This is a genomic window from Myxococcus faecalis (assembly GCF_050039385.1).
In the GTDB taxonomy this organism is placed as follows: domain Bacteria; phylum Myxococcota; class Myxococcia; order Myxococcales; family Myxococcaceae; genus Myxococcus; species Myxococcus fulvus.
In genome coordinates this window covers 6,517,478-6,538,225 of the sequence record NZ_CP144336.1, presented here as the reverse complement: position 1 = coordinate 6,538,225, position 20,748 = coordinate 6,517,478, and the positions used below count along the sequence as shown (strand labels likewise).

The following is a 20,748-nucleotide window of genomic DNA, read 5'->3' as shown; positions in this document are numbered from 1 at the left end:
ATGGAACGACGCTTCTTCAGCATGAAGATGGATGTCTACCTGAAGGGCGGACGCTGGCGCTTGGACGACCTGGTCGATGCCCGGGGCCAGCCGCTCGAAGACCCTTGGATGTTCGGGCAGGGAAAGCCTGTCGGGCTTCAAGAGCGGCTGCGAGTCCCGGTCGAACAACCGGGAGAGCCTCTCGACATCGCATTCGCCGGTACGGGGTTGACCCCCATTGTCGCGGAGCGTGTCGCGTCCATCTTCCGGGAACTGGCTTCGGATGACGTGCAGCTCTTCCCTGTCGATGTCGAGGGGCAATCCCAGCCCTACTTCATCTTGAACGTGGCTCGGGAGATTCGAGGCATCGATGATGCCGCCTGCCGAGAGGTACAGCGCATCACTGCGGATGAGCCACTGCACGCGGAGCTTGTCGGGCAGTACCGGTCCGTCATCGGACTGCGCATCGACAGGGCGAAGGTGGGTGAGGCGCGCGTGTTCCGGCTGTGGGGATGGCCAACGCCCATCATCGTCGACGAAGAGCTCAAGGAGGCACTGGAGGCCAATGGTGTCTTCGGTGCGAAGTTCGAAGAGGTTTGAGTCGTCCCACCTCGTGCACGAGCGGCCCCTACTGCCGCTGGAACTCCGGTGAGCCCAGCAGCAGGCCGGCGATGAGGGCCACGTCGACGGGCCCTCGCTCCGCCTCGGCGCTCGCCGATTCCTTCCGGCGGGAGAGCGCGTCGAGCACCGTCGCCTTCGTCTCCTCCGACGGCGGTGTGCCCAGGAGCGCGAGCCCGAGCGCCTCCAGCCACGCCTCCGCCGTGGGCGCTGCGGGCCACGCGACGGTCTCCATCACCACGCGCGCTCCAGGCATCCTGCCGGACACCAGGTCCAACCCGAAGTTCAGCCGCGCCACCAGCGAGCCGCTGTTCACCCACGGCGCCGCCACCTCGGGGAAGCCCGTGGGCGCAGGCGCCCGGTACAGGGGCTCCCCCATCTTCGCCACCGCCTGCACCAGCCGGGGCTGCACCTGCACCTCCGCCCCCGTCGCACGCAACGCGGACACCACGAACTCGAAGGGTGTCTTCACCTTCGCCCCACGCGCCTCGGGCGCCCAGAACTCCGGCGCGTCCAACAGCGCGCGATACACCGACGACAAATCCCCGTCCGTGTCGAGGAACACCTTCGCCAACCGGTCCACCAGCGCCGGCGGCGGCGAGTCCGACACGAAGCGCCGCGCCAGCTTCGTCGCCAGATGCCGCGCCGTGGACGGATGCCGCGCGAGCACGTCCAACACCCGCTCCCCATCCGCCTCCCCACCTCCCGCCGCGAACTCCTGCCCCAGCACACGCTTCGCCCCCGGGTCATGCGCCCGACGACGGAAGACGAACTGGGGCGCCTCGCGCGGCTTCTTCACGCTCCACCCCGTGAAGCACCGCGCCACCTCGCGCACGTCCGTCTGCGAGTAGCCGCCCTCCACGCCCAACGTGTGCAGCTCCAGCAGCTCCCGCGCGTAGTTCTCGTTGAGCCCCGGCCTGGGCTCGGCGTCCATCTCCACCTCGCCCTCGTCCTCCACGTCCCTCCGCGCGCGGCCCCGCTCCGGCATGCCGTCACGCGTGCTCCTCCAGTTGTCCAGATAGACGAGCATCGCCGGGTGGCGCGCCGTGGCGCCGAGCAACGTCCGGAAGCGCCCGAAGACATGCGGACGGATGGCGTCGCGCTCGTACGACGTCACCATCCACCGCACCACGCCCTTGTCCGCGGAGACGTTGAAGTGGTTGAACCAGAAGTCCACCAGCACCTCCTCGAGCGGATTCGGTCCCTCGACGGCGCGCAGCAGCTTCGCCGCGGAGAGCTCCGCACCGATTCGCGCCGGGCGCTCCAGCTCGCGGCCAGCCAGGAGCGCCTGCTCCCGCTCCTTCCGGTTCGGGTACGCGTCGAGCAGCTGGGACATCGACATCTCCAACGTGGGCAGGGCCTGGAGCTTCCCGGCCAGCGCCGGCGACATCGGCGCGTCCCGACGCACGAGCCGCGCCTCCACCCAACCGCGCACGCCCAGGCGACGCACCTCCGCCAGCTCCCGCGCCGACGGACCGAAGGCCCATCGCTGCAGCAGGTGCACCTCCGCGCCCGGTCCGAAGTCCTCGATAGGCGCCTCACTCCGCGCCGGGTGTGAAGTGCTCGCACATGAGAGCAGCAAGGCCGACAGGAAACCGAGGGACACGAGGCGCATGGCTGCCTCCGAGAACCCACGAGCACGCGCGAGGTTACGACCCGCGCTCCGAGATGCCTGCTCGCCCACCCTGTCAAACATCCCTTGCCTCCTGAACACCTGCTGGCTCGCACCAACCGTTGCTTGTACCCGAGCCCCGCTGCTTTTCGTATGGAGGCCAACGATGAAGACCCCCGCGCCCCTGGGGTGGCTGCTCTCGCTGGTGATGCTCGGCGGGTGCTCCGCCCTCTTCGATTCCGGTGGTGATACCGGCAGCAACTCGGACCGGCTCACCGCGCCGTTCGAGCCGCACGTGGACCTGCTCGCGGACGTCAACCGCGACGGCGTGGTCGACGAGCGGGACGAAGCCGGCGAGGAGACCTGGAGCGCCGAGCGTGGCGCCATCTTCCTGGCCAACATCGACGACGACCAGAAGGCCTGTCCCTTCAGTCCGTCCTTCACCCAGCTCAGCGACGAGCAGCTCGCCGGCTGCAACGACTCCCAGGACACCGAGGTCAACGGCGAGGAGGACTTGAAGGACCTCGCGCGGCTGCGTGTCGCGCCGTGGCCCGGAGCGCCAAGCTACGCGGTGGGCAGCGTGTCCGTGACGGGCGCGGGCTCGGACAAGGTGCGTCTGTTCAAGCGCATGGATGGGGAGTTCCTGTCGTTCCGCATCGCCAACGTGCTGCCGCTGTCGGCCCGGGACTTGCGCGAGGGCGTGGACCTGGCCATCGAGGCGAACGACATCGTCCGGGACGCCGCGGTGTGGGATGGCCGCGTGGAGGTGACGCTGACCATCTACCACGTGGACCGGCCGCAGGAGCTGTTCCGGGACACGGTGATGATGCGCGTGGCGCCCGTGGTGCTGTTCCATCACCTGACGCCGGTGCGCAACGTCTACGTGTCGCGCCTGGACACCGAGGCGTCGGCGCGCTTCCGCGAGGACCTGGGCGGCGCGCTCGTCAGCTCGAGGGAGCCCACGCTCTTCTCCGAGTTCGCGGTGGATGACCTGTGGGCCCAGGACTACTTCGAGCCCGCGTACATGGCGCTGCCCACCGAGGGCGGCGGACAGCACGTCATCCAGGTCAACCTCCGCTCGGCCAACGTCAACGCGGGCGAGCGCCCGGTGCCGCTGCGCGAGGCCGGCCGCATCGTCTACTGGCTGCGCGGCCGGGACCAGGCGGCGGTGCAGCAGTACCAGTCGGGCCTGTCGCCCGAATCGCAGACCCTCAACTCCATGGGCAACACGGAGGTCATCCCACCCTACGAGAAGGACGGCGTGAAGTATCCGCTGGGGCGGCTGCTGCGCGGCCGGGGCCCCGACTCCGAGCCCGACTTCCAGCTGGACCCGAGCTTCACGCGGATGCTCGACGCGCAGGCCGTCCAGCCCGTGGTGTACCTGGACACGTCGTGGCTCGCCGTGGCGCATGTCGATGAGACGGTCAGCTTCCTGCCGGTGGACTCGCCGCGCGGCTGGGTCGCCCTGGTGGCCGACCCCGCCCTGGCGCGGCGCATGCTGATGGACGCGCAGGCGCGCGGACATGGCGAGGCGAAGCTCTTCGAGGGCAAGCGCTGGGTGATGGAGCAGCCGGCGGAGATGACGGTGTCGACGCTGCTGGACCACGCCGGGGTGATGGACACCAACGCGATGGCCGCGCTCGAAATCGAGGAGCAACTGGCCGTGCTCCGCGAGGAGACGGGAATCACCGACGCGGAGGTCGTCCGCGTGCCCTTCCTGTTCCAGGGTTCAACCAACGGCGCGACGGCGCTGCAGCCTGGCACCGTGAACCTGCTGTCGGTGTCCCGCTCGCTCGTCATCGCGCCGGACCCGCATGGCCCGGTCATCGACGGGAAGGACCTCTTCAAGGCGCAACTGGAGCAGGCCCTGGCACCGCACGGCATCCGCGTGCACTGGTCCGACACCTGGGACCTCTACCACGTGGGGGGTGGTGAGGTGCATTGCGCGACGAACGCCGCGCGCGTCCCGTCCCCCGTGAAGTGGTGGGAGGGCGGTCGATGAGCGCCTCGCTGTCACGCGGCCCGCGCGCCGCCGTGTCGTTGCTGTTGATGCTGCTCACCCTGCCCGCCCTCGCGCAGACGGACGGCCTGGGCGCGCTGCGCGAGGAGGTGGCGAAGGCGCGGCAGCAGACGCCCGAGGCCTTCACGCGGCTGGAGGCGGCCGTCGCCCAGGTGGGCGTCTGGGATGCGCGCAAGCGCGGGACACTCGCCGCCGTCGCGCCGCTGTTCCGCCAGCTCGGCCCCCAAGGACTGTGGCCCATGGTGGAGCGGCTCGCGTTCGACACGGGGCAGGCACCCCAGCCCGAGCGCGACTCCGCGAAGCTGGCCCTTCAAGTGGGGATGATTGAAGCCACCGGCGAGCTGCGGGACGCGCGGCTGTTGCCCCTGTGGAAGCACCTGCTCGAAGGTCCGGAGACCCGACGTCCCGCGCGCCGTGCGGCGGCGACCGCGCTGGCGAAGCTGGAGTCGGACGAGGCCGCGACGCTGCTCATCACGCTGTCTGGCGAGTCGGGCACTCGCGGGCTCACGGTGCTGCGCGCCATGGGGTCCTGCCGCAGGCTGACGGTGGCGCAGCGGCTGGCGGAGGCGCTCGCGGCACGGCCCGAGCCGGAGGTCGCCCGCCGCGTCGCGCAGGCACTCGGTGACATCGGCTCCGCGTGGGCCTGGAAGACGCCGCAGGTGAAGCACCGCGAGGAGGAAGGCGCCGTGCGCCGCATGGCCGCGGAGGCCCTGGTCCACGCGTGGACGGACTACTCGGGAGACACCCAGCGCGCCCTCACCCAGGCGGTGCTGCGCGTGGACGCGCCGGAGACGCTCACGCTCGTCCAGACAGCCCGGACGCGGACGCCGGATGCGCAGCGCGCGGGCCTGGAGTCCCTGGAGCGGCAGGTGGTCAACAACCCGCTGCGCTGAGGGACCTCAGGGCGCCTCGATTTCCATGCGGTAGCCCACCCCGCGCACCGTCTGGATGGCGAAGCGCGAGGCGCTGTTCCACCCCAGCTTCTTCTTCAAGCTGGAGACGAAGTTGTCCACGGTGTGCGGGTCCACGACGACGTCGCGCCCCCACACCGCGTCCAGGATATCGTCCCGGCGCAGCACCCGCTCGCGCTCCTTCACCAGGAAGGCCAGCAGGTCGAACTCCGTGCGCGTCAGCTCCACGCTCGCGCCGTCGGGGTTCTCCACCTTGCGGCGGTCCAGGTCCATCCGGTAGCCGCCGAAGCGCACCTGCTTGGCGGGCGCGGCGCCTCCCGCGCGGCGCACCAGCGCGCCCACTCGCGCGAGCAGCTCCCGCAGCCGGTAGGGCTTGCCCAGGTAGTCCTGCGCGCCCGCCTCGAAGCCGCGCACCACGTCGTCCTCCAGCGTGCGCGCGGTGAGCATCAACACCGGCGTGCCGACGCCCTCCTCGCGCAGCGCGCGGCACAGCGAGTAGCCGTCGCCGTCCGGCAGCATGACGTCCAGGAGGATGAGCTGGAAGGCGCCGCGGGAGAGGTGTTCGCGGGCCTCGCGCACGGAGGAGGCCTCCTCCACGGCGTAGCCGCCCTGGTGCTCCAGGCTGTCACGCAGCGCGAGCCGCAGGTTCGGATCGTCCTCCACGAGGAGGATGGTGGGCTGGGTGGGGTTCATATCGTCGCAGTCGGAGGAAACGAGAGCTCGAAGGTGGTGCCTTCAGGACTGGAGGCCACCACGCGCAGGGTGCCTCCGTGAAGACGCATGATGCGGCGGCACAGCGCCAGGCCCAGGCCGCTGCCGGGCACCTCGCGGCCCTGGCCGGGCAGGCGGACGAACTCGCCGAAGACGCGCTCCCAGTCCTGGGGTGGAATGCCCACGCCGTTGTCGGAGAAGCGCACGCGCCCGCCGGGCAGCGCCTCCACGCGCAGGCGCACCGGCTGCCGGGTGTTGTAGGCGCACGCGTTGCGCGCGAGGTTGGAGAGCAGCAGGCGCAGCAGCTGGGAGTCGGCGCGCAGGGACAGCTCGCCCACGTGCGCCTCCAGTTCCACCGGCACCTTGGACCAGGCCTCCAAGTCACGACGCATCAGCGCCACCAGCTCCTCCAGGCGCACCGGCTCCAGCCGCGCCACCCAGCGGCCCTTGTCGATGCGATTGAAGGACAGCAGGTTCTCCACCAGGAAGCCCAGGCCGTCCGCCTCGCGGACGATTCGGCCCGGGTAGTCACGCGCCTCGGCGCCCTCGGCCAGCCGCCACTCGAGCGTCTCCGCGAGCAGGCGGATGGAGGCCAGCGGCGTGCGCAGCTCGTGGGACACCGTGGCCACGAAGTCGCTCTTCAGCTCCAGGAAGCGGTACTTGCGGTGCTGCGCGAGGAAGGCCAGCGCGGCGATGCCCACCGCCAGCCCCGCGCACAACAGCACCATGCCCGTCTTCAGCCGGTAGCGCCGCTCCAGCGCCGTCTCGGCGCGGCCCCACTCGGGCGTCACCACCGACAAGGGCAGCGCGTCCACGGCCACCACGGGCGCGTCACCGAGCAGCTTCACCGTTCCTTCGACGTCCAGGAGCCCGCGCTCGCGCATCTCCCGCGTGAGCGACGCGAGCAGCACACCCGCGTCCACCGCCACGCCGCGCACCTGGTTGCCTCCGCGCGGCTCCAGGTACCACCCCGCGCGCACCAGGGCCGGGCCGGGGAGCGAGTCCGGCAGCGGCAAGGGGCTCTTCACGAGTTCGCTCGCGCGGGCCCGCAAGTCCTCAACAGGCGCGCCCACCTTCGACGAGAGCGTCGCCACGCGCGTGAGCAGGAACTGGAAGTCCGTGGGCGTGAAGCGCGAGCGGCGCGACAACAGCAGGCGCTGCAAGCCGTCCAACCGGCCCCCGCGGCCGTCCGACAGGCCCTCGCGCACCAGGGCCTGCATGAGCTGCGGCACCGGGTCGCCCTTCTCCGCCAGGGCTTCGAGCACCACGAGCAGACCGGGCACATCCCGGGTCGAGGCGAGCACGTATTGCGAGCGGTGCTGGAGCAGCGCCATCAGCGCCACCGTGGAGGCGCGTCGGTCGCCTCGGGCCAGCGCCGTCTCCACCGCGCGCGTCCTCGCGAGCCGCTCCGCCCATGGGTCGTCCTTGTCCTCCGCCACCTCGGTGCCCGCGCGCAGCCGCGCGTACCGCTCGCTCGCGGGGGCGTCTTCGCCGGTGTCGTGGAGCGCCAGCCGGGGCAGCACCTGGGTGCCGCGCTCGCGCAGATAGAGTCCCGTGGCGGGCGCCAGCGGGTCCGTCACCGCGGCCTCCAGCGCGGGCCGCGCCGCCTCCAGACGGTCCCTCAGCGTCTGCGTCAGGGACGCGCGGGCGTACTGCTCCAGGGCCTCGCGCCGCGAGTCGAGCGAGCGCCGGGCGTCCTCGCGCTCCTCGGCGAAGATGCGGTGCAGGGAGCCCAGTCCCCAGGCGAGCCCGAGGAGGCCGAGCACCAGCGCGACGAGCATGGGCAGCAGCCGGCGGAGCATCGTCGCGGCTACCTCCCGGAGCTCGGGAGCAGGTCGGGGTCCAGGCTCGCGCCGTCCGCGCCGGGGCGCTCCTTGCGCGCGTCGAGCGTCCCCGCCTTCTTGATGAGCGCGCCCAGGTTCGCCACGTCCGGCCGGCTCACCAGCGGCTCACCCAGGTCCTGCCAGAGCGCGTGCAGCCGCGCCCAGTCGAGCGAGCGCGTCCACGGTGAGCCGCGCAGCTTCTCCGCGAAGGCGGCGGCCACGTAGGTCAGCCTCGTGTCGGGCGAGGCGCGCGCCATGGACGAGCGCAAGGCGCTGGAGGGCAACAGCTTGTGCGCGCGGCGCCACATGGTGTCCTCGCCCTCCTCGTAGAGGATGCGCAGGACACCGAAGGCGATGGCCGGAGCAATCAGCTTCACCTCGTAGATGGCGGTGACGGTCGCGCCCGCGGCCAGGGGCACGGGGTCCGGCGTCACGTCGTCGCCGAGCGGCTCCGGAGGAGTCGCGGACGGATTCTCGTAACCCACCAGGCGATAGCGGGCCACCGCGCGCTTGTCGAACTCGAGCTGCACGCCCACGTCGCTGAAGGCCGCGCGCGTGCGCAGCGTCACGCGCACCACGTGGTAGCCCTTGCGGCTGGGCGAGGGGAACCCCTCCACGTCGACGATGAACGGACCCGCGTTCTCGCCGCCCTCCTTGGGAGAGAAGCTGTTGACGAAGTCCTCCACCCGCACCGCCTCCTCGGCCGGGAGCGAGTCGCGCTCCAGGTGGCCCCGCGTCAGCGCGTACGAGGCCGTGCTCACCCGCAGCGGGTACGTGGAGGCGTTCTCCTCCTCGGTGTCGATGGTGGGGTTGACGCCATGGCCCCGCAGGTCCGAGTCGCGCAGGAACTTGCTGCCCGGCACATAGCGGCGCTCACCGGAGCCCTCGGCGGCGAGCAGCGACACCTGGGGCAGCGCCCACGGCGGCGCGCGGTCCCGGATGTCTCCCTCGCGGGGCACCGCCATCCAGGCGACTCCGTCCGACTCCAGTCGCAGCGGCGGCGCGAACGGCGTCAGGGACGCGAAGGGATGATGCGACACGGGCAGCGCCTGGAGCGCCACCGCCACGCCGAGCGTCCGTCCCGCCTCCACGCGCACGCCCTCGCGGGTGACGGGCTGGAAGGACTCCCTCTCGAAGCGCAGCGTGTAGAGCCCCACCGGCAGGGACGCGAGCCGATACTGGCCCCGCTCATCCGTCGTCACGGTGCGCGGTGAGGGCAGCACGGGGGACGTGGCGTGGACCTTCACGCCCGCCAGGGGACGCGCGTCCTTGGCCTCGGAGACCACGCCCGTCACCTCGCCCACCTGGGCCCACGCCGGAGCGGCGAGGCACAGGAGGACTCCGCAGAGGGAGCGAAGCAGGGCGCTCTTCGTCGAGGGCTTCACGCGGACACCGGGCACGGCCTTCCTTGGGATGGTGCGAAGCCTGCCGCAGGCGGCCCGCCGGCATCATCACGGTTCCATCATGGCGCCGTCAGCCCGCCTGCCCGCCCTGCTTCTCCGACGTGAAGGGCACATCCAGCACCGGCCGCGACTTCGCGTCCGGCAAGTCGTAGTGCCACCACTCCATGCGGTTGGGCGTGAAGCCCGCGCCCAGCATCGCCTCGCGCAGCACCTCGCGATGACGGCGCGACGCCTCGGTGCCTCCCGCGTAGCCGTGGTGCGCGGCGGGCGTGAAGGTGTCGAAGGCGGTGGGCATCTCCACCTCCTGCCCGTCCAGCGTCACCAGCGTCAGGTCCACCGCGCCGCCCCGGTTGTGGTTGGAGCCCTTGCGCGGGTCCGCCACGTAGCCGGGCACGGGCATGATCTTCCACATCTCCCACTGCACCGCGCGAGGCCGGTAGCAGTCGTAGACCTTGAGCCGGTAGCCCTTGGGCCGGAGCACGTCCGCGGCCGCCTTCAGCTTGCGCGCGGACTCCGGCAGCAGCAGACAGCGCGCCGTGTCCGGGTACACCTTCTTCTTCAGGAAGTTGTCCTCCGTCGCATAGCGCAGGTCCAGCGCCAGGTCCTCCACCACCGTGGAGGCGTCCACCAGCGGCGAGGTGCTCGCGGGCTTGGCCTTCTTCTTCCCCGCATCCTCCGCGAGCACCGGAGTCGACAGGCCCAGCGCCGCCACGAGTACCCACGTCCTCATGCTCCGGCCTCCACCGTGTAGCGCGTCGGGTCCGGCACGCCGGCCTCCTCGAAGCCCTTCTTGCGCAGCAGGCAGCTGTCACAGCGCCCGCAGGCGCGGCCCTGCGCGTCCGGGTCGTAGCAGGAGTGGGTGATGCCGTAGTCCACGCCCAGGCGGACGCCCTCGCGGATGATGTCCGCCTTCGTCAGGCCGGACAGCGGCGCGTGCACCGTGAAGCGCGCGCCCTCGACGCCCGCCTTCGTCGCCAGGTTGGCCATCGCCTCGAAGGAGCGGATGAACTCCGGCCGGCAGTCGGGGTAGCCGCTGTAGTCCACCGCGTTGACGCCGATGTAGATGTCCGTGGCGCCCACCACCTCGGCCAGTCCCAGCGCCAGCGAGAGGAACAGCGCGTTGCGCGCGGGCACGTACGTCACCGGGACGCCGTGGCTCATCTCGTCCGCCGGCCGGTCCTTGGGCACGTCGATGTCCGCCGTCAGCGCGGAGCCGCCCACCTGGCGCAGGTCGATGCCCACCACCCGGAAGTCCTTCACGCCCAGGGCCGTCGCCACCTCGCGCGCCCGCTCGAGTTCCACCGCGTGCCGCTGGCCATACGCCACCGCCAGGCACACCGGCTCGAAGCCCTTCGCCTTCGCCATGGCCACGCACGTCGTCGAGTCCAGGCCCCCCGAGGTCAGCACCACCGCACGCTTCGTCATCAGTCCCTCCGCACTCCCTGCACCTTGTACGCAGTCCTGCACGTCGTCGGATTACACGTACACGAGCCCGGCAGGAAGACGTCCGTCAGCGCGCCACACGCGAGCGCCACGTCGTAGCCACTCTCCGTGGGGGCCGGCGGGCTGGCGTCGGGGATGCCGCCGTCGAAGCCGTTGCAGTCGCGGTTGAGCAGCCGCGCCTGGCTGTCGCTGAAGAGCGTCACCTTCAGGGACTCCTCAATCTGGGAGTCCTTGCAGGTGCTGCCACAGGACGCGCGCAGCGACGTCGCGCGGAGCATGGAGTCGACCTGCTGCCCCTCGAACTTCGCGTCGCGGTTGAAGCCCTGCACGGTGAACCACCCCGGGCCGCCGTCCTCGTTGCGGGAGAACGTGCCCTCGAAGCGGAACACGCCCGCGTCGTCCACCTGCGCGAACTCCGGCATGGAGGCGTCGCAGGTGGTGTTCGCCGGGTCCAGTCGGGCCTCGAACTGGAAGGTGCCCAGGAACTGGTTGCCTGGGTACACCGGGTCCGTGTTGCAGGCCATGGCCGCGACGACGGCGGCGGCGGGGAGGACGGAGAGCAGCAGGGGCTTCAGGCGCATACGGCCGGGCAGGCTACACGGCTACCCGAGGTCGAGCACGCAAAGGGCCACCGCCCGGAAGGTCTCCCCCTGTGCGAGCACCGCGCCCACATCCACCCGCGCCGGGTCACCCCCGCGCACCTTGGCATCCAGCCGGGCCAGCACGCGCCCCGCCGCGAGCGACGAGGGCACCGCGCGGAAGGCCGCCACGGCCGCTTCGTCGAAGCCGGGGACTTCGCCCGGGCGGGAAAGCTTCACGCCCGCCTCTCCGAGCGCCAGGGCCAGCGCGCACAGATAGCCCAGCTCCACTGCGTCGAAGCACGCGAGCGCGCCCGCGCCCAGCACGAGGGCGTCCGGCGCGGTGAGGTACGCCTCCACCCCGCCGATGGGGTCCACGCCCACCGACAGCGCCCCGGCGCCCAGGGACGTCAGCGCGGGCCGCAGCGCGGCGAACAGGCGCGGGAAGCTCTCGGTCGTCACCGGCAGCACCCGGGCGGGCGGCGCGTGCTGGAAGCCCGAGGGCAAAGGCAGCGGCGACACCGGCACGCGCGTCACCAGCGCCGTGCTGGAGGACAGCGCCGCGCCGATGCCATCCGCGCGCTCGGCCGCGTCCTGACGTCCGACGAGCCGCAGGGCCTCGGCGTAGAGCGTCCAGCCATCCACGTCCAGCGGGGATGCGCGCAACAGCCCCGGCCACACGCGCGTGGCGAACACGGCGCCCTCGGACACGGGCGACAGCCGCTCACAGGCCAGGCGGAGGACTTCCGGCGACAGGCCGGCGACGTCGAAGAGGCGCTCGGCGAGCCGGGCCGCGGGCGCCACCAGCTGCGCGTCCAGGTAGCCGCGCAGGATGGACTCCAGCATCCCCGGCTCGTCGGTGAGCCGCTCGCGAAGCCGCAGCGCCTCGCCCGTCAGGCCCCGCTCCTCCGCGAGCCTCGCGCGGCGGGCCAGGCGCTCCTCGGTCTCCGGCAGCGCCTCCAGCTGGGCGGCGGCCTCGGCCACCTGGCCCAGCATCTCGTACGCGTCCGCCCAGCGCTCGCGGTGCTGCGTCGCGGCGGCGGGCCCTTCCGTGGCCACCAGGCGCTCGGCGAGGGATACGAAGACGGCCGGGTCCTCGGCCTCGTCCACCAGCGCGAGCAGGTTGTGCAGCGCCGTCACGCAGGTGGCGTCATCCTCCAGCGCGCGCTCGAAGGCCGCGCGGGCCTCGTCGGTCCGCTCCAGCGGGCTGAGCAACAGCTCGCCCTGCTCCAGGTGCAGGGTGGCGCGTGCGCGCGCGTCCTCCTCCACCTCGATGAGCTGGCCCAGCGTGCGCGCGGCGGCGTCGAAGCGCCCCAGGCTGAACTCCAGCATGTGGCGCTCGAGCAGCAGCGACTTGCGGCGGGACGTCCAGCCCTCCGCCGCCATGGCGAGCGCTTCCACACGCGACGCGTCCGGCAGCGCGCGCACCCGGTTCAGCACCGCCTCCGAGAGCACCTCCGGGTGCTTCTCCAGGCCGGGCAACAGCAGCGTGAGCCGGGCCGCGAAGCCCGCGTCGGTCGACAGCTCCTCCAGCGCGCGCAGGCGCTGCAGCTCCGGCGCGTCCGGGGCGCGCAGCACCTCGTCGCGCAGGGCCACGGCGAAGGCGGCGTCCCTGGACACGGACAGGGCCGCCAGCTCCAGCAGCCCCTCCGCGTCGTGCTCCGCGCGCAGCCCGTCCGCGAGCGCGGAGGCGTGGGCGGGGTCCGCGTCCGCCTGCGCGACCAGGGCCCACAGCGCCTCGCGCGTGCGGGCCGCGTCGCCGGCCTGCGCGGCCATGGCCAGCGCGTCCGTCAGCTCGCCGGCCAGCATGGCGGGCGCGAAGCCGACCTCGAGCGCGCGGGCGAAGGCGCCCAGCCGGCCGAAGCGCTCCGCCAGCTCCGACGGCGCGAGCATGTCCGGCGCCTCGGTGGCGATGCGCTCGATGACCTCCAGCGCCTCGCCGTGCTCGCCCGCCTTCTCCCAGAGGTCCGCGGCCTCCAGCAGCAGCGGCGGACGCTCGTCCGGAGACGCGAGCCGGGCCGCCTGCAGCAGCGCCGTCGCGGCCTTGGGCGCCTCGCCCGAGGCCCGGTACAGGTGGGCGACCCGCAGCGTCGCGTCCACGTCCGGCTCGACGGCCGCCGCGGCCTTCGCCGCCTTCAGCGCGTCCGGCAGCCGCCCCGCGCTCTCGAAGGCACGGGCCGCCGCGAGCATCAGCGAGCGACGCTCGCGCCCCGACGTCAGCTCGGCGCGGGCCACCTGGACCTCGGCCCGGCGCGCGGGCGCGTCCGTCAGCAGCTTCTCCAGCTCCTCCAGCGCGACGGCATAGCCCGCGCCCGAGGCGCCGCGCTCCACCACCGCCTCCAGCGCCTCGCGGGCCGTGGACGTCTCGCCCTCGGCCTCCAGCAGCGCGGCCAGCTCCAGCCGCAGCAGCGCCGCCTCGTCCGCGTCCTCCAGGCGCGGCACCAGCCGCTTCAGGGCCTGACGCAGCCGGCCCGTGTCGCGGCGCTCGCGCAGCCCCGTCACCAGGGCACGCAGCGCGGTGACGTCCTCGGGCGCGGCCTCGGCGGCGCGCTGGGTGAGCTCCCACGCCGCGTCCGCGTCCGCGAGCGACTCGGCGGCCACGGTGGCGGCGGCCAGGAGCAGCTCGGCGGCGCGGGCGCCTCCCGCGGCCTCGGCGCCGGACTCGTATACCGCCAAGAGGTCGCCGTGGCGGCCCATCGCGCGCAGGCCCGCGACGGCGCGGTCGATGACGGAGGCGTCCGCGGGACGCAGCCGCGCCAGGGGCAGCAGCGCGTCGATGGCCTCCCTCGGGTCCTCGAACAGGTCCGCCGCGCGGCGGTACAGCACCTCCGCCGTCGCCGTGTCCTCCGCGCGCCGGGCCAGCTGCAGCGAGGCGCGGTACAGGCCCGGCGCGTTGCCCGTGCGCGAGTGCACCTCCGCCAGCAGCGACAGCGCCTCGCGGCCGCGCTCGCCGTCGGGCTCCAGCGACACCACCGACTCGAAGGCATCCGCCGCGTCGTGGTACGCGTTCGCCCCCAGCGACGCGTGGCCCAGCCGCAGCCAGGTCCGCGCGCGCACCGGCACCGGCAGCGCGTCTCCCCCCGCGTCCAGGAGCCGCCGGTCATACGGCCGCGCGGCGGCGGGGCCACCACTGCGAGCCGCCAGCTCCGCGCGGGCGGACAGCGCTTCCACATCGTCGCCCGCGCTCGCCAAGTACACGTCGAAGGCCTCGGCGGCCAGCAGCGCCTCTCCCGCGTCCAGCAGGCGCGTGGCGCGCTCGCGCAGGAGGGGCAGCGACTGCTCGCGAGGCAGGGCTCGCGCGCGCTGGGCGAGCAGCTCCGACAACCGGCGCACGTCCGTGGCCGCGCGCTCGCGCACCTGCTCGAAGGCCTCGACGCTCGCGGGGTCCAGCTCGAAGGCGCGGTCCTCGCACAGGAGCGCGCGCTCGCGGGCGCCTCCCGCGCGGAAGGCCCGGGCCGCCGCCAGGTAGCTGGCCGCGGCGTCCACGTCGGACTGACGCTGGGCGCGCCGCAACATCAGCTCCGCGAGCGACTGGTTGTCCTCGGACTCCTCCAGGAAGGCGCGGTGCCGGGTGAAGACGGGCTCGCGGAACGGGTCGGCCTCCAGCAGCACCGCGTCGAACTCGGCGGCGTCCGCGTGCCGCTTCACCTCGTGCAACAGCTCCGCGGCCTGCGCGGTGAGGTCCAGGTCGTCCGGGCGCGCCGAGCGCGCGGCGATGAAGGCCGCGGCGGCCGCGTCGGGGCGCCCCGCCCTGTCGCGGTAAAGCACGGCGGCGCGCTGGAGCAGCTCTGCGCGGCGCTCCGCGTCCGGCTCGCCCTCGGCGCACTCCTCGTACCAGGCGGCCAGCTCCGCCATGCGGCCGTCGCGCTCCAGCAGCCGGGCCAGCAGCGACTCGGCCTCCTCGAGCGAGCGGTCCTCGCGCAGCGCCTCGCGCAGGAAGCGCTCCGCCTCCTCCGCGTCCGCGAGCACGCCCAGGTGCAGCTTCGCCAGCCGCAGCCGCAGCGCCGCGGCCTGCCTGGCGTCGTCCAGCAGCGGCAGCGCGCGCTCCAGCCACAGGGCCTCGGCCTCGGCGTCGTCGCGGCGCTCGGCCAGCGCGGCGCCCAGTCGGGCGGTGCCCAGGTCCTCCGCCAGCGAGAAGGCCCGGTCCAGCGCGCCCTCCGCGGCCGAGAGGTCCAGCTTCACGTCGCGCAAGAGCTCCGCGCGGCGGCGCTCGGACACGGCGGCCTCGGCGGGACGGCCACGCGACGCCAGCAGGTCGCGTGCATCCGCGAGCGCGCGCAGCGCGTCGTCCGCGCGGCCGGTGGACTCGGCGAGCCTGGCCTCTTCGTCGTAGGCCGCGAGCGTCGCCGCCACGTCGCCCACCTGGAGGCTGAGCGCGGCCACCTGACGCAGCTCCGTGAGCAGCTCCAGAGAGCGACCCGTCTCGCGGTACAGCGCGGCGAGCCGCAGTCGCAGGGGCAGCGGCGTCTGGGCCATCTGCGCCGCGTGCGACAAGAGCGACGCCGCGACGCCCGCGTCCGCGAGCGACGCGCGCGCCCTGTCCGCCAGCACCACGAGCCGCCGCACCGTGTCCTCGGACGGCGCCAGCGAGCGCGCGTGGGTGACGAGCACCTCGAAGGCGCCGCGCGGGTCGTCCTTCTCCAGGAGCGCGGAGAGCCGCTGCACCGCGGCCTCGCACAGGGGCCGCTCGGCGAGCAGCTTCCGGTACGCGCCCACCGCGCGCTTCGTCTCGCCCGCGCTCTCCGCCAGCTCGCCCAGCCGCAGCCAGGTGGCCTCGGCGGCGTCGACGGACGCGGCGTCGCCCGAGAAGTCCACCGCGAGCGCCAGCGTCTCCTGGAGCGGCAGCGCCTCCACCACCGCGCCGCGCAGGTAGAGCAGCTCCGCCAGCGAGGCCAGCTCCGCGCCGCGCGCGGGCACCAGGGCGTGCGCCTTGCGCGACAGCTTCAGCGCGCGCTCCAGGTCCTCCGCGTCGCGCGCGTAGGCGGCGCCCTCGCGCAGCAGCGTGGCGGCCTCCGTCGCGCTCGCGCTCTCGGCGGCGGTCTCCAGCAGCGCAGCGGCCTCGCGCAGCTCGCCCCGGCCCGCGACCAGGGACACCAGCTGGCGCCGCGCGTTCGCGTCGTCCGGGGTCAGCCGCAGCGCGTGGCGCAGCGCCGCCTCGGCGGGGCCCGGCTGGTCCAGTCGCTCCAGGTAGAGCGACGCCAGCTCCGAGTACATCGTCGCGGCCTCGCCCGCGCCAGCGTGGGGCGCCTCGGCCGCGAGCACCTCGGCCAGCGCGGCCCAGTCTCCCAGGGTCCGCAGCACGCGCAGCAGCGACGCCGTGGCGCCCGCGTGTCGGGGCGCCAGCGCCAGCGCCGCCCGCAGGCTCTCGCGCGCATCGGCCAGCGCTCCGCGCGACTCGAGCAGCGCGGCGCGGGCCAGGTGCGCCTCGACGCGGCGGGGCGTGGGGCCCTGCCTCGCGGCCTCGGCCAGCGCGGTGGCCTCCTCGTCCGGACGCTCGTCACGGCGGGCCAGGTCGGCCAGGGTGAACCAGGCGTCGCAGCGCTCCGCCTCCGAGGGCGACAGGGCCACGGCGGCGAGCAGCGCCTCGCGCGCCAGCGGCCGGACGTCCTTCTCCGCCAGCGTCGTCCCCAGGGCGAGCAGTCGCTCGCGGGCGCGCGCGCCGAGCTGGGCATCGGCGACCACCGCGCGACGCCACACCTCCAGCTCACCCGCCTCGTCCTCGGACTCACGCGCCAGCTCCGCCAGCGCCAGCAGCAGCGGCGCGGGCCGGCGAGACAGCGTGGCGGCCTCGGAGAAGTCCTCGCGCGCGGCGGACACCCGGTGGGCCGCGCGGTGCAGCACGGCGCGGCGCGCGAGCAACTCCGCGCGCTCATCTCCCGACGACGAGGTCACCAGGGCGCCCAACAGCTCCAGACGCTCGGCCTCCTCCTCCACGGAGCCCGTGCCCGGCGGGGGCAGCAAGTCGAGCAGCGCCTGCGCCGCCCACGTGTCGTGCGGCTCCTCGATGCGCAGGCTGCGCAGCGAGTCCATCGCCGCGCCCGCGCGCCCCAGCGACAGCGACAGCTCCGCCAGCTCGCGACGGGCCGCGCGGCGAGGCTCGCCGGACAGGCGCGGCCACAGCTCCACCAGCAGGTCCGCCAGCGCCTCGCGGGCGCCCGCCTTGCGGTGCAGGCTGGCCAGCTCCACGCGCGCGTCCAGGTCCTCCGGCGCGCGGATGCAGTACTCGGCCAACAGGCGGCGCGCGGAGTCGGTCCGGCCCGCGCGCACGGCGGCGCCCGCGGCCTTGCGCGTGAGGGACACGCGCTCCGCCTCGCGAGGCGCGTCGGCGTCCACGGGAGGCAGCGCCAGCACCGCCTCGAAGTCGTCCAGCGCGGCCCGCGCATCGGTGGGCAGCTTCAGCTCACCCCGGCGCTGCCGCGCGGGAGCGAAGGACGCATCGCGCTCCAGCGCCTCGGCGAGGAACGCCTCCTCGCGACTGGTCCCCGCCGCCAGCAGCGACGCGCGGAACAGGAGCCGCGCACCCGCGCGGTCCTCGGGCACCAGCACGGCGCGGCGCGCGTACAGGCGCGCGGCCTCCAGCTTCTCGCCCCGCTCCAGCTCCAGCTCGGCCAGCGACTCCAGCACCTCGGCCGCCAGCGGGCCCTCGGGGCTCGCCTCCAGCGCGGCGGACAGGCGCAGCAGCGCCGCGGACTTCTCGCCCCGCTCCAGCAGCGCGCGAGCGCTCTGCAGGAACAGCGGCGCGGCCTCCTCGGCGCGCTCGGCGCCCATCAGGGCCTGCGCGCGGCCCGCCCACAGCTCGGCCAGCGCCTGCGTCTCGCCGGCCTCCGTGTAGAGGGCCTCCAGCCGCGCGGCCAGCGCGTCGTCCAGCCGGCGCAAGGGCAACGCCTGCGCGTACGCGGCGATGGCGCCCTCGCGGTCGCCGAGCATCTCGCACGCGCGTCCCAGTCGGGCCCGCACGTCCGCCAGCTTCTCCGGCGCCGCCGTGCGAGGCAGCGTGGACAAGAGCGACTCCAGCGCGCGCCGCGCATGCTCGGGGCGGTCGCAGCGCAGGGACAGGTCCGCCAGGTCCAGCAGCACCGCGGAGTCGGGCGCGAGCCGCGCCGCCTTCTCCAGCGCCACCAGCGCATCGCCCACGCGCCCCAGCCGGGCCTCCAGCACTCCGGCCAGCTCTCGCAGCGCGGCCGCCGCCAGACGCTTGTCGCCCTGTGCCTCGGCCACCCGCGCGCGCTCCTCCAGCGCCACGGCCAGCCCGGCCATGTCCGCGCGCTTGCGCTGCAGGGCGCACAGCTCACCCAGCGCCGGCAGGTCATCCGGCTCCGCGCGGAGCACCTCCTGCAGCGAGTGCACCGCCAGGTCCAGGTCGAACGCCAGGTCGCGCGCGGCCACCGCGAGGCGCCGGTACTTCTGCGCGCGCTCCTTCACGTCGGTGGACAGCCGCGCCAGCGCGGACAGGCACCGCGTGAGCAGCGGACCGTCGCGGCGCGCCTCGGCCAGCGCCAGCAGCGACTCCAGCGACGGCCGGTGGTCGGCGTCCGCCTCCAGCGCGAGCAGCAGCAGCCGCTCCGCCTTCTCCGGCTGCTGCAGCCGCCCGCGGTACAGCTCGCCCGCCTCCGCCCAGGCCGCGGCGCGCTTGCCAGGCTCGTCCTGGAGCGCGGCGGACTTCTCCAGCGCGTCGGCCAGCTCCAGCGACTTGCCGGTGATGCGGAAGTACGGAATCAGCTCCTCGAGCGCCAGCGCGTCGCGAGGGTCCAGCGCGAGCGCGGACTCCAGGTGCTCGCGCGAGCGCGCCGGGTCTCCCAGCCGCGAGCGGTACAGCCTGGCCAACGCGTGGTGGCTGGCATGCGCCGCGTGGCGGATGCCCTCCGAGCGCGGCGCCGGCCCCGCCAGCTCCAGCGCCTGCTGGTAGCCCGCGAGCGCCTCCTGCAGCCGGCCCAGTCCCTCCGCCACGCGCGCGGCGGCGAACAGCGGCTCGGGCTCGCCGGGCAGCAGCGACACCGCCTCGCGGTAGCGCAGCAGCGCGTTCTCCGGCTGCTTCAGGCCCTCTTCCCACACGCGGCCGGCCATCAGGTCGGCGTGGCCCACCCGGTCCAGCTCGTGCCGGGCCATGGACACCTCGCGCAGGCGGTCCAACGCCTTCAGCGCGCGCAGATGCTCGCCGCCGCGGTGACACAGCTCACCGAGCAGCAGCAGCGCATCGGCCTGGTCCGGCGCCAGTCGCAGCGCGGCCTCGCAGTGCAGGCGCGCGCCGGCGATGTCGTCCTCCGTCTGCGCGCACAGCCGGGCCAGGTGCACGTGCGCGTCGGCGGCCTCGTGCGGGTCGCGAGCGAGCGCCGCCAGCCGGCGATAGGCCCGCACCGCGCCGGCCCTGTCGCGCGCCTGGTCCGACGCGCGCGCCAGCGCCTTGAGCGACGGCAGGTGGTCCGGCTTGAGCCCCAGCAGCTCGTGCAGCGCCTTCACCGCGACCTGGGGCGCGGTGTCGCGAGAGCAGCGCGCGGCGGCCTCGGCGGAGAAGAAGGCCGCGGCCTCCTCGGACGTGCGCCGGGCCAGCGCGCACAGCGCCAGATAGCGCTCGGCCGCGCGAGCCCCCTCGCCCCGGCGCTCGCGCACCACCGCCTCGCCCCACAGCGCCGCGGGGCTCCGGTCCCGCCTGCGCTGGAGCGTGGCCGCCACGTCCAGGGCCAGCTCGTGCGCCTGGGGGTCCGCGACCAGCAGCGACAACAGCCGCTCCGCCGCGAACGGGTGCGCGTCCTGCGCGTCCCCGGCCTGCAGATACACCTGCCGCGCCTCGGCCAGACGGCCCTGGGCGACCAGCCCCTCCGCGTCCGCGAACGCCCGCGCGCCCTCGAGCGTGAGCAGCAGCTCCTCGTCCGGCGCGGACGGCGGCGGCAGGCCCCCCGCCGCGAAGCGCAGCCGCAGGCCCGTGCTCGACACCTCGGCGGCGGACAGGCGCGCCGTGTCCAGCGACGGCATCTTGTAGCCACGGCTCACCGCCGCCAGCTGACACAGCGCGGGCAGCACGCGCGTGGAGAACCCCGAGGCCCCGCGCACCTCCACGTCGGGCACCAGCGCCAGCGCGCCCACCGCCGCGGACAACAGCCCCGGCACCTGCACCGACGGCGTCGACGAGAAGCCGTACAGCCGCACGTCGTACAGGTAGATGGCGAGCTTCTCGCCATCCGCGTCGAAGGCGACCTTGAACGTGAACGGCGTGCGCTCCGGCGCGGGCAGCCGCCCCTGGCCCTCCAGGTAGCCGGGACGGAAGTGCAGCCGCAGCTCCTCGATGCCCGCCAGCTTCCCGGCCAGCTCCGCCACCCGCCGCGTGACGAGGTCCGCGTCGACGCTCAGCTCCAGGAAGCCGAAGCTCAGCTTCTTGCGCTGATAACGCGTGGCCCCGGCGCTGACGTTGAAGGGGAAGCTGACGTCCGGAATCTGGAGGGCGAAGTCGGAGATGCGCAGCCCGGGCGTGACTTCGAGCGCGGGGAAGCCCACGAAGGCCCTGCGGTCCAGCAGGCGCAGCTCGGGTGCGGCGGCGCGCGCATCGGGCGCCGCGGTGGGCTTGGGGGAGTCGCTCTCGTTGGCCATCGCGGGAGCCTGGACGCTACCACGGTGCCCAAGCCCCCGAAATTTATGGCAATCCCCCGCCCGGGGGG

11 protein-coding genes are annotated in these 20,748 nt (G+C 74.1%); 3 read left to right on the top strand and 8 right to left on the bottom strand.

From position 1 onward, the window contains the following. Entirely contained in the window at positions 1-579 is a 579-nt protein-coding gene (locus tag VZQ01_RS26200) for an imm11 family protein (RefSeq protein WP_426744986.1), read from the top strand. Between the two features lie 28 nt (positions 580-607). On the opposite strand, the gene VZQ01_RS26195 is transcribed toward VZQ01_RS26200, so the two are convergent. Then, positions 608-2,212 (bottom strand): DUF1800 domain-containing protein, encoded by a 1,605-nt coding sequence (locus VZQ01_RS26195; RefSeq protein ID WP_426744985.1) that lies wholly within the window; start codon positions 2,210-2,212, stop codon positions 608-610. 163 nt (positions 2,213-2,375) lie between these two features. On the opposite strand from VZQ01_RS26195, the gene VZQ01_RS26190 reads away from it, so the two are divergent. Together VZQ01_RS26190 and VZQ01_RS26185 are read left to right on the top strand one after the other, a co-directional pair. Next, complete coding sequence (locus VZQ01_RS26190) at positions 2,376-4,211, top strand: protein-arginine deiminase family protein (protein ID WP_426744984.1); 1,836 nt, start codon at positions 2,376-2,378, stop codon at positions 4,209-4,211. Then, positions 4,208-5,122 (top strand): hypothetical protein, encoded by a 915-nt coding sequence (locus VZQ01_RS26185; RefSeq protein WP_426744983.1) that lies wholly within the window; start codon positions 4,208-4,210, stop codon positions 5,120-5,122. Before VZQ01_RS26190 ends, VZQ01_RS26185 begins: the two co-directional genes overlap by 4 nt. Positions 5,123-5,128: 6 nt before the next feature. On the opposite strand, the gene VZQ01_RS26180 is transcribed toward VZQ01_RS26185, so the two are convergent. The 7 genes from VZQ01_RS26180 to VZQ01_RS26150 form a co-directional block, all read right to left on the bottom strand. Continuing rightward, entirely contained in the window at positions 5,129-5,833 is a 705-nt protein-coding gene (locus VZQ01_RS26180; RefSeq protein WP_223747102.1) for a response regulator transcription factor, read from the bottom strand. After that, on the bottom strand, positions 5,830-7,653 hold the full coding sequence (locus VZQ01_RS26175; RefSeq protein ID WP_426744982.1) for a sensor histidine kinase: 1,824 nt from the start codon (positions 7,651-7,653) through the stop codon (positions 5,830-5,832). Before VZQ01_RS26175 ends, VZQ01_RS26180 begins: the two co-directional genes overlap by 4 nt. Before the next feature lie 8 nt (positions 7,654-7,661). Continuing rightward, on the bottom strand, positions 7,662-9,059 hold the full coding sequence (locus VZQ01_RS26170; RefSeq protein WP_426744981.1) for a YfbK domain-containing protein: 1,398 nt from the start codon (positions 9,057-9,059) through the stop codon (positions 7,662-7,664). An 88-nt stretch (positions 9,060-9,147) separates the two neighbouring features. After that, entirely contained in the window at positions 9,148-9,807 is a 660-nt protein-coding gene (gene ddpX, locus VZQ01_RS26165; RefSeq protein WP_426744980.1) for a D-alanyl-D-alanine dipeptidase, read from the bottom strand. Further along, positions 9,804-10,502 carry a 7-cyano-7-deazaguanine synthase QueC gene (queC, locus tag VZQ01_RS26160; RefSeq protein ID WP_141324036.1) on the bottom strand — a complete coding sequence of 233 codons (699 nt, stop codon included), beginning with the start codon at positions 10,500-10,502 and terminating at the stop codon, positions 9,804-9,806. The genes ddpX and queC overlap by 4 nt, the downstream gene beginning before the upstream one ends. Next, on the bottom strand, positions 10,502-11,101 hold the full coding sequence (locus VZQ01_RS26155) for a hypothetical protein (protein ID WP_223747098.1): 600 nt from the start codon (positions 11,099-11,101) through the stop codon (positions 10,502-10,504). The genes queC and VZQ01_RS26155 overlap by 1 nt, the downstream gene beginning before the upstream one ends. Before the next feature lie 21 nt (positions 11,102-11,122). Continuing rightward, positions 11,123-20,680 carry a flagellar hook-length control protein FliK gene (locus VZQ01_RS26150; RefSeq protein ID WP_426744979.1) on the bottom strand — a complete coding sequence of 3,186 codons (9,558 nt, stop codon included), beginning with the start codon at positions 20,678-20,680 and terminating at the stop codon, positions 11,123-11,125. Positions 20,681-20,748: the final 68 nt, after the last annotated feature.

Excerpts from the sequence above, each read along its gene's own strand:
- VZQ01_RS26200 (WP_426744986.1), top strand. The coding sequence starts at position 1 with ATGGAACGACGCTTCTTCAGCATGAAGATGGATGTCTACCTGAAGGGC.
- VZQ01_RS26195 (WP_426744985.1), bottom strand. The coding sequence starts at position 2,212 with ATGCGCCTCGTGTCCCTCGGTTTCCTGTCGGCCTTGCTGCTCTCATGT.
- VZQ01_RS26190 (WP_426744984.1), top strand. The coding sequence starts at position 2,376 with ATGAAGACCCCCGCGCCCCTGGGGTGGCTGCTCTCGCTGGTGATGCTC.
- VZQ01_RS26185 (WP_426744983.1), top strand. The coding sequence starts at position 4,208 with ATGAGCGCCTCGCTGTCACGCGGCCCGCGCGCCGCCGTGTCGTTGCTG.
- VZQ01_RS26180 (WP_223747102.1), bottom strand. The coding sequence starts at position 5,833 with ATGAACCCCACCCAGCCCACCATCCTCCTCGTGGAGGACGATCCGAAC.
- VZQ01_RS26175 (WP_426744982.1), bottom strand. The coding sequence starts at position 7,653 with ATGCTCCGCCGGCTGCTGCCCATGCTCGTCGCGCTGGTGCTCGGCCTC.
- ddpX (WP_426744980.1), bottom strand. The coding sequence starts at position 9,807 with ATGAGGACGTGGGTACTCGTGGCGGCGCTGGGCCTGTCGACTCCGGTG.
- queC (WP_141324036.1), bottom strand. The coding sequence starts at position 10,502 with ATGACGAAGCGTGCGGTGGTGCTGACCTCGGGGGGCCTGGACTCGACG.
- VZQ01_RS26155 (WP_223747098.1), bottom strand. The coding sequence starts at position 11,101 with ATGCGCCTGAAGCCCCTGCTGCTCTCCGTCCTCCCCGCCGCCGCCGTC.
- VZQ01_RS26150 (WP_426744979.1), bottom strand. The coding sequence starts at position 20,680 with ATGGCCAACGAGAGCGACTCCCCCAAGCCCACCGCGGCGCCCGATGCG.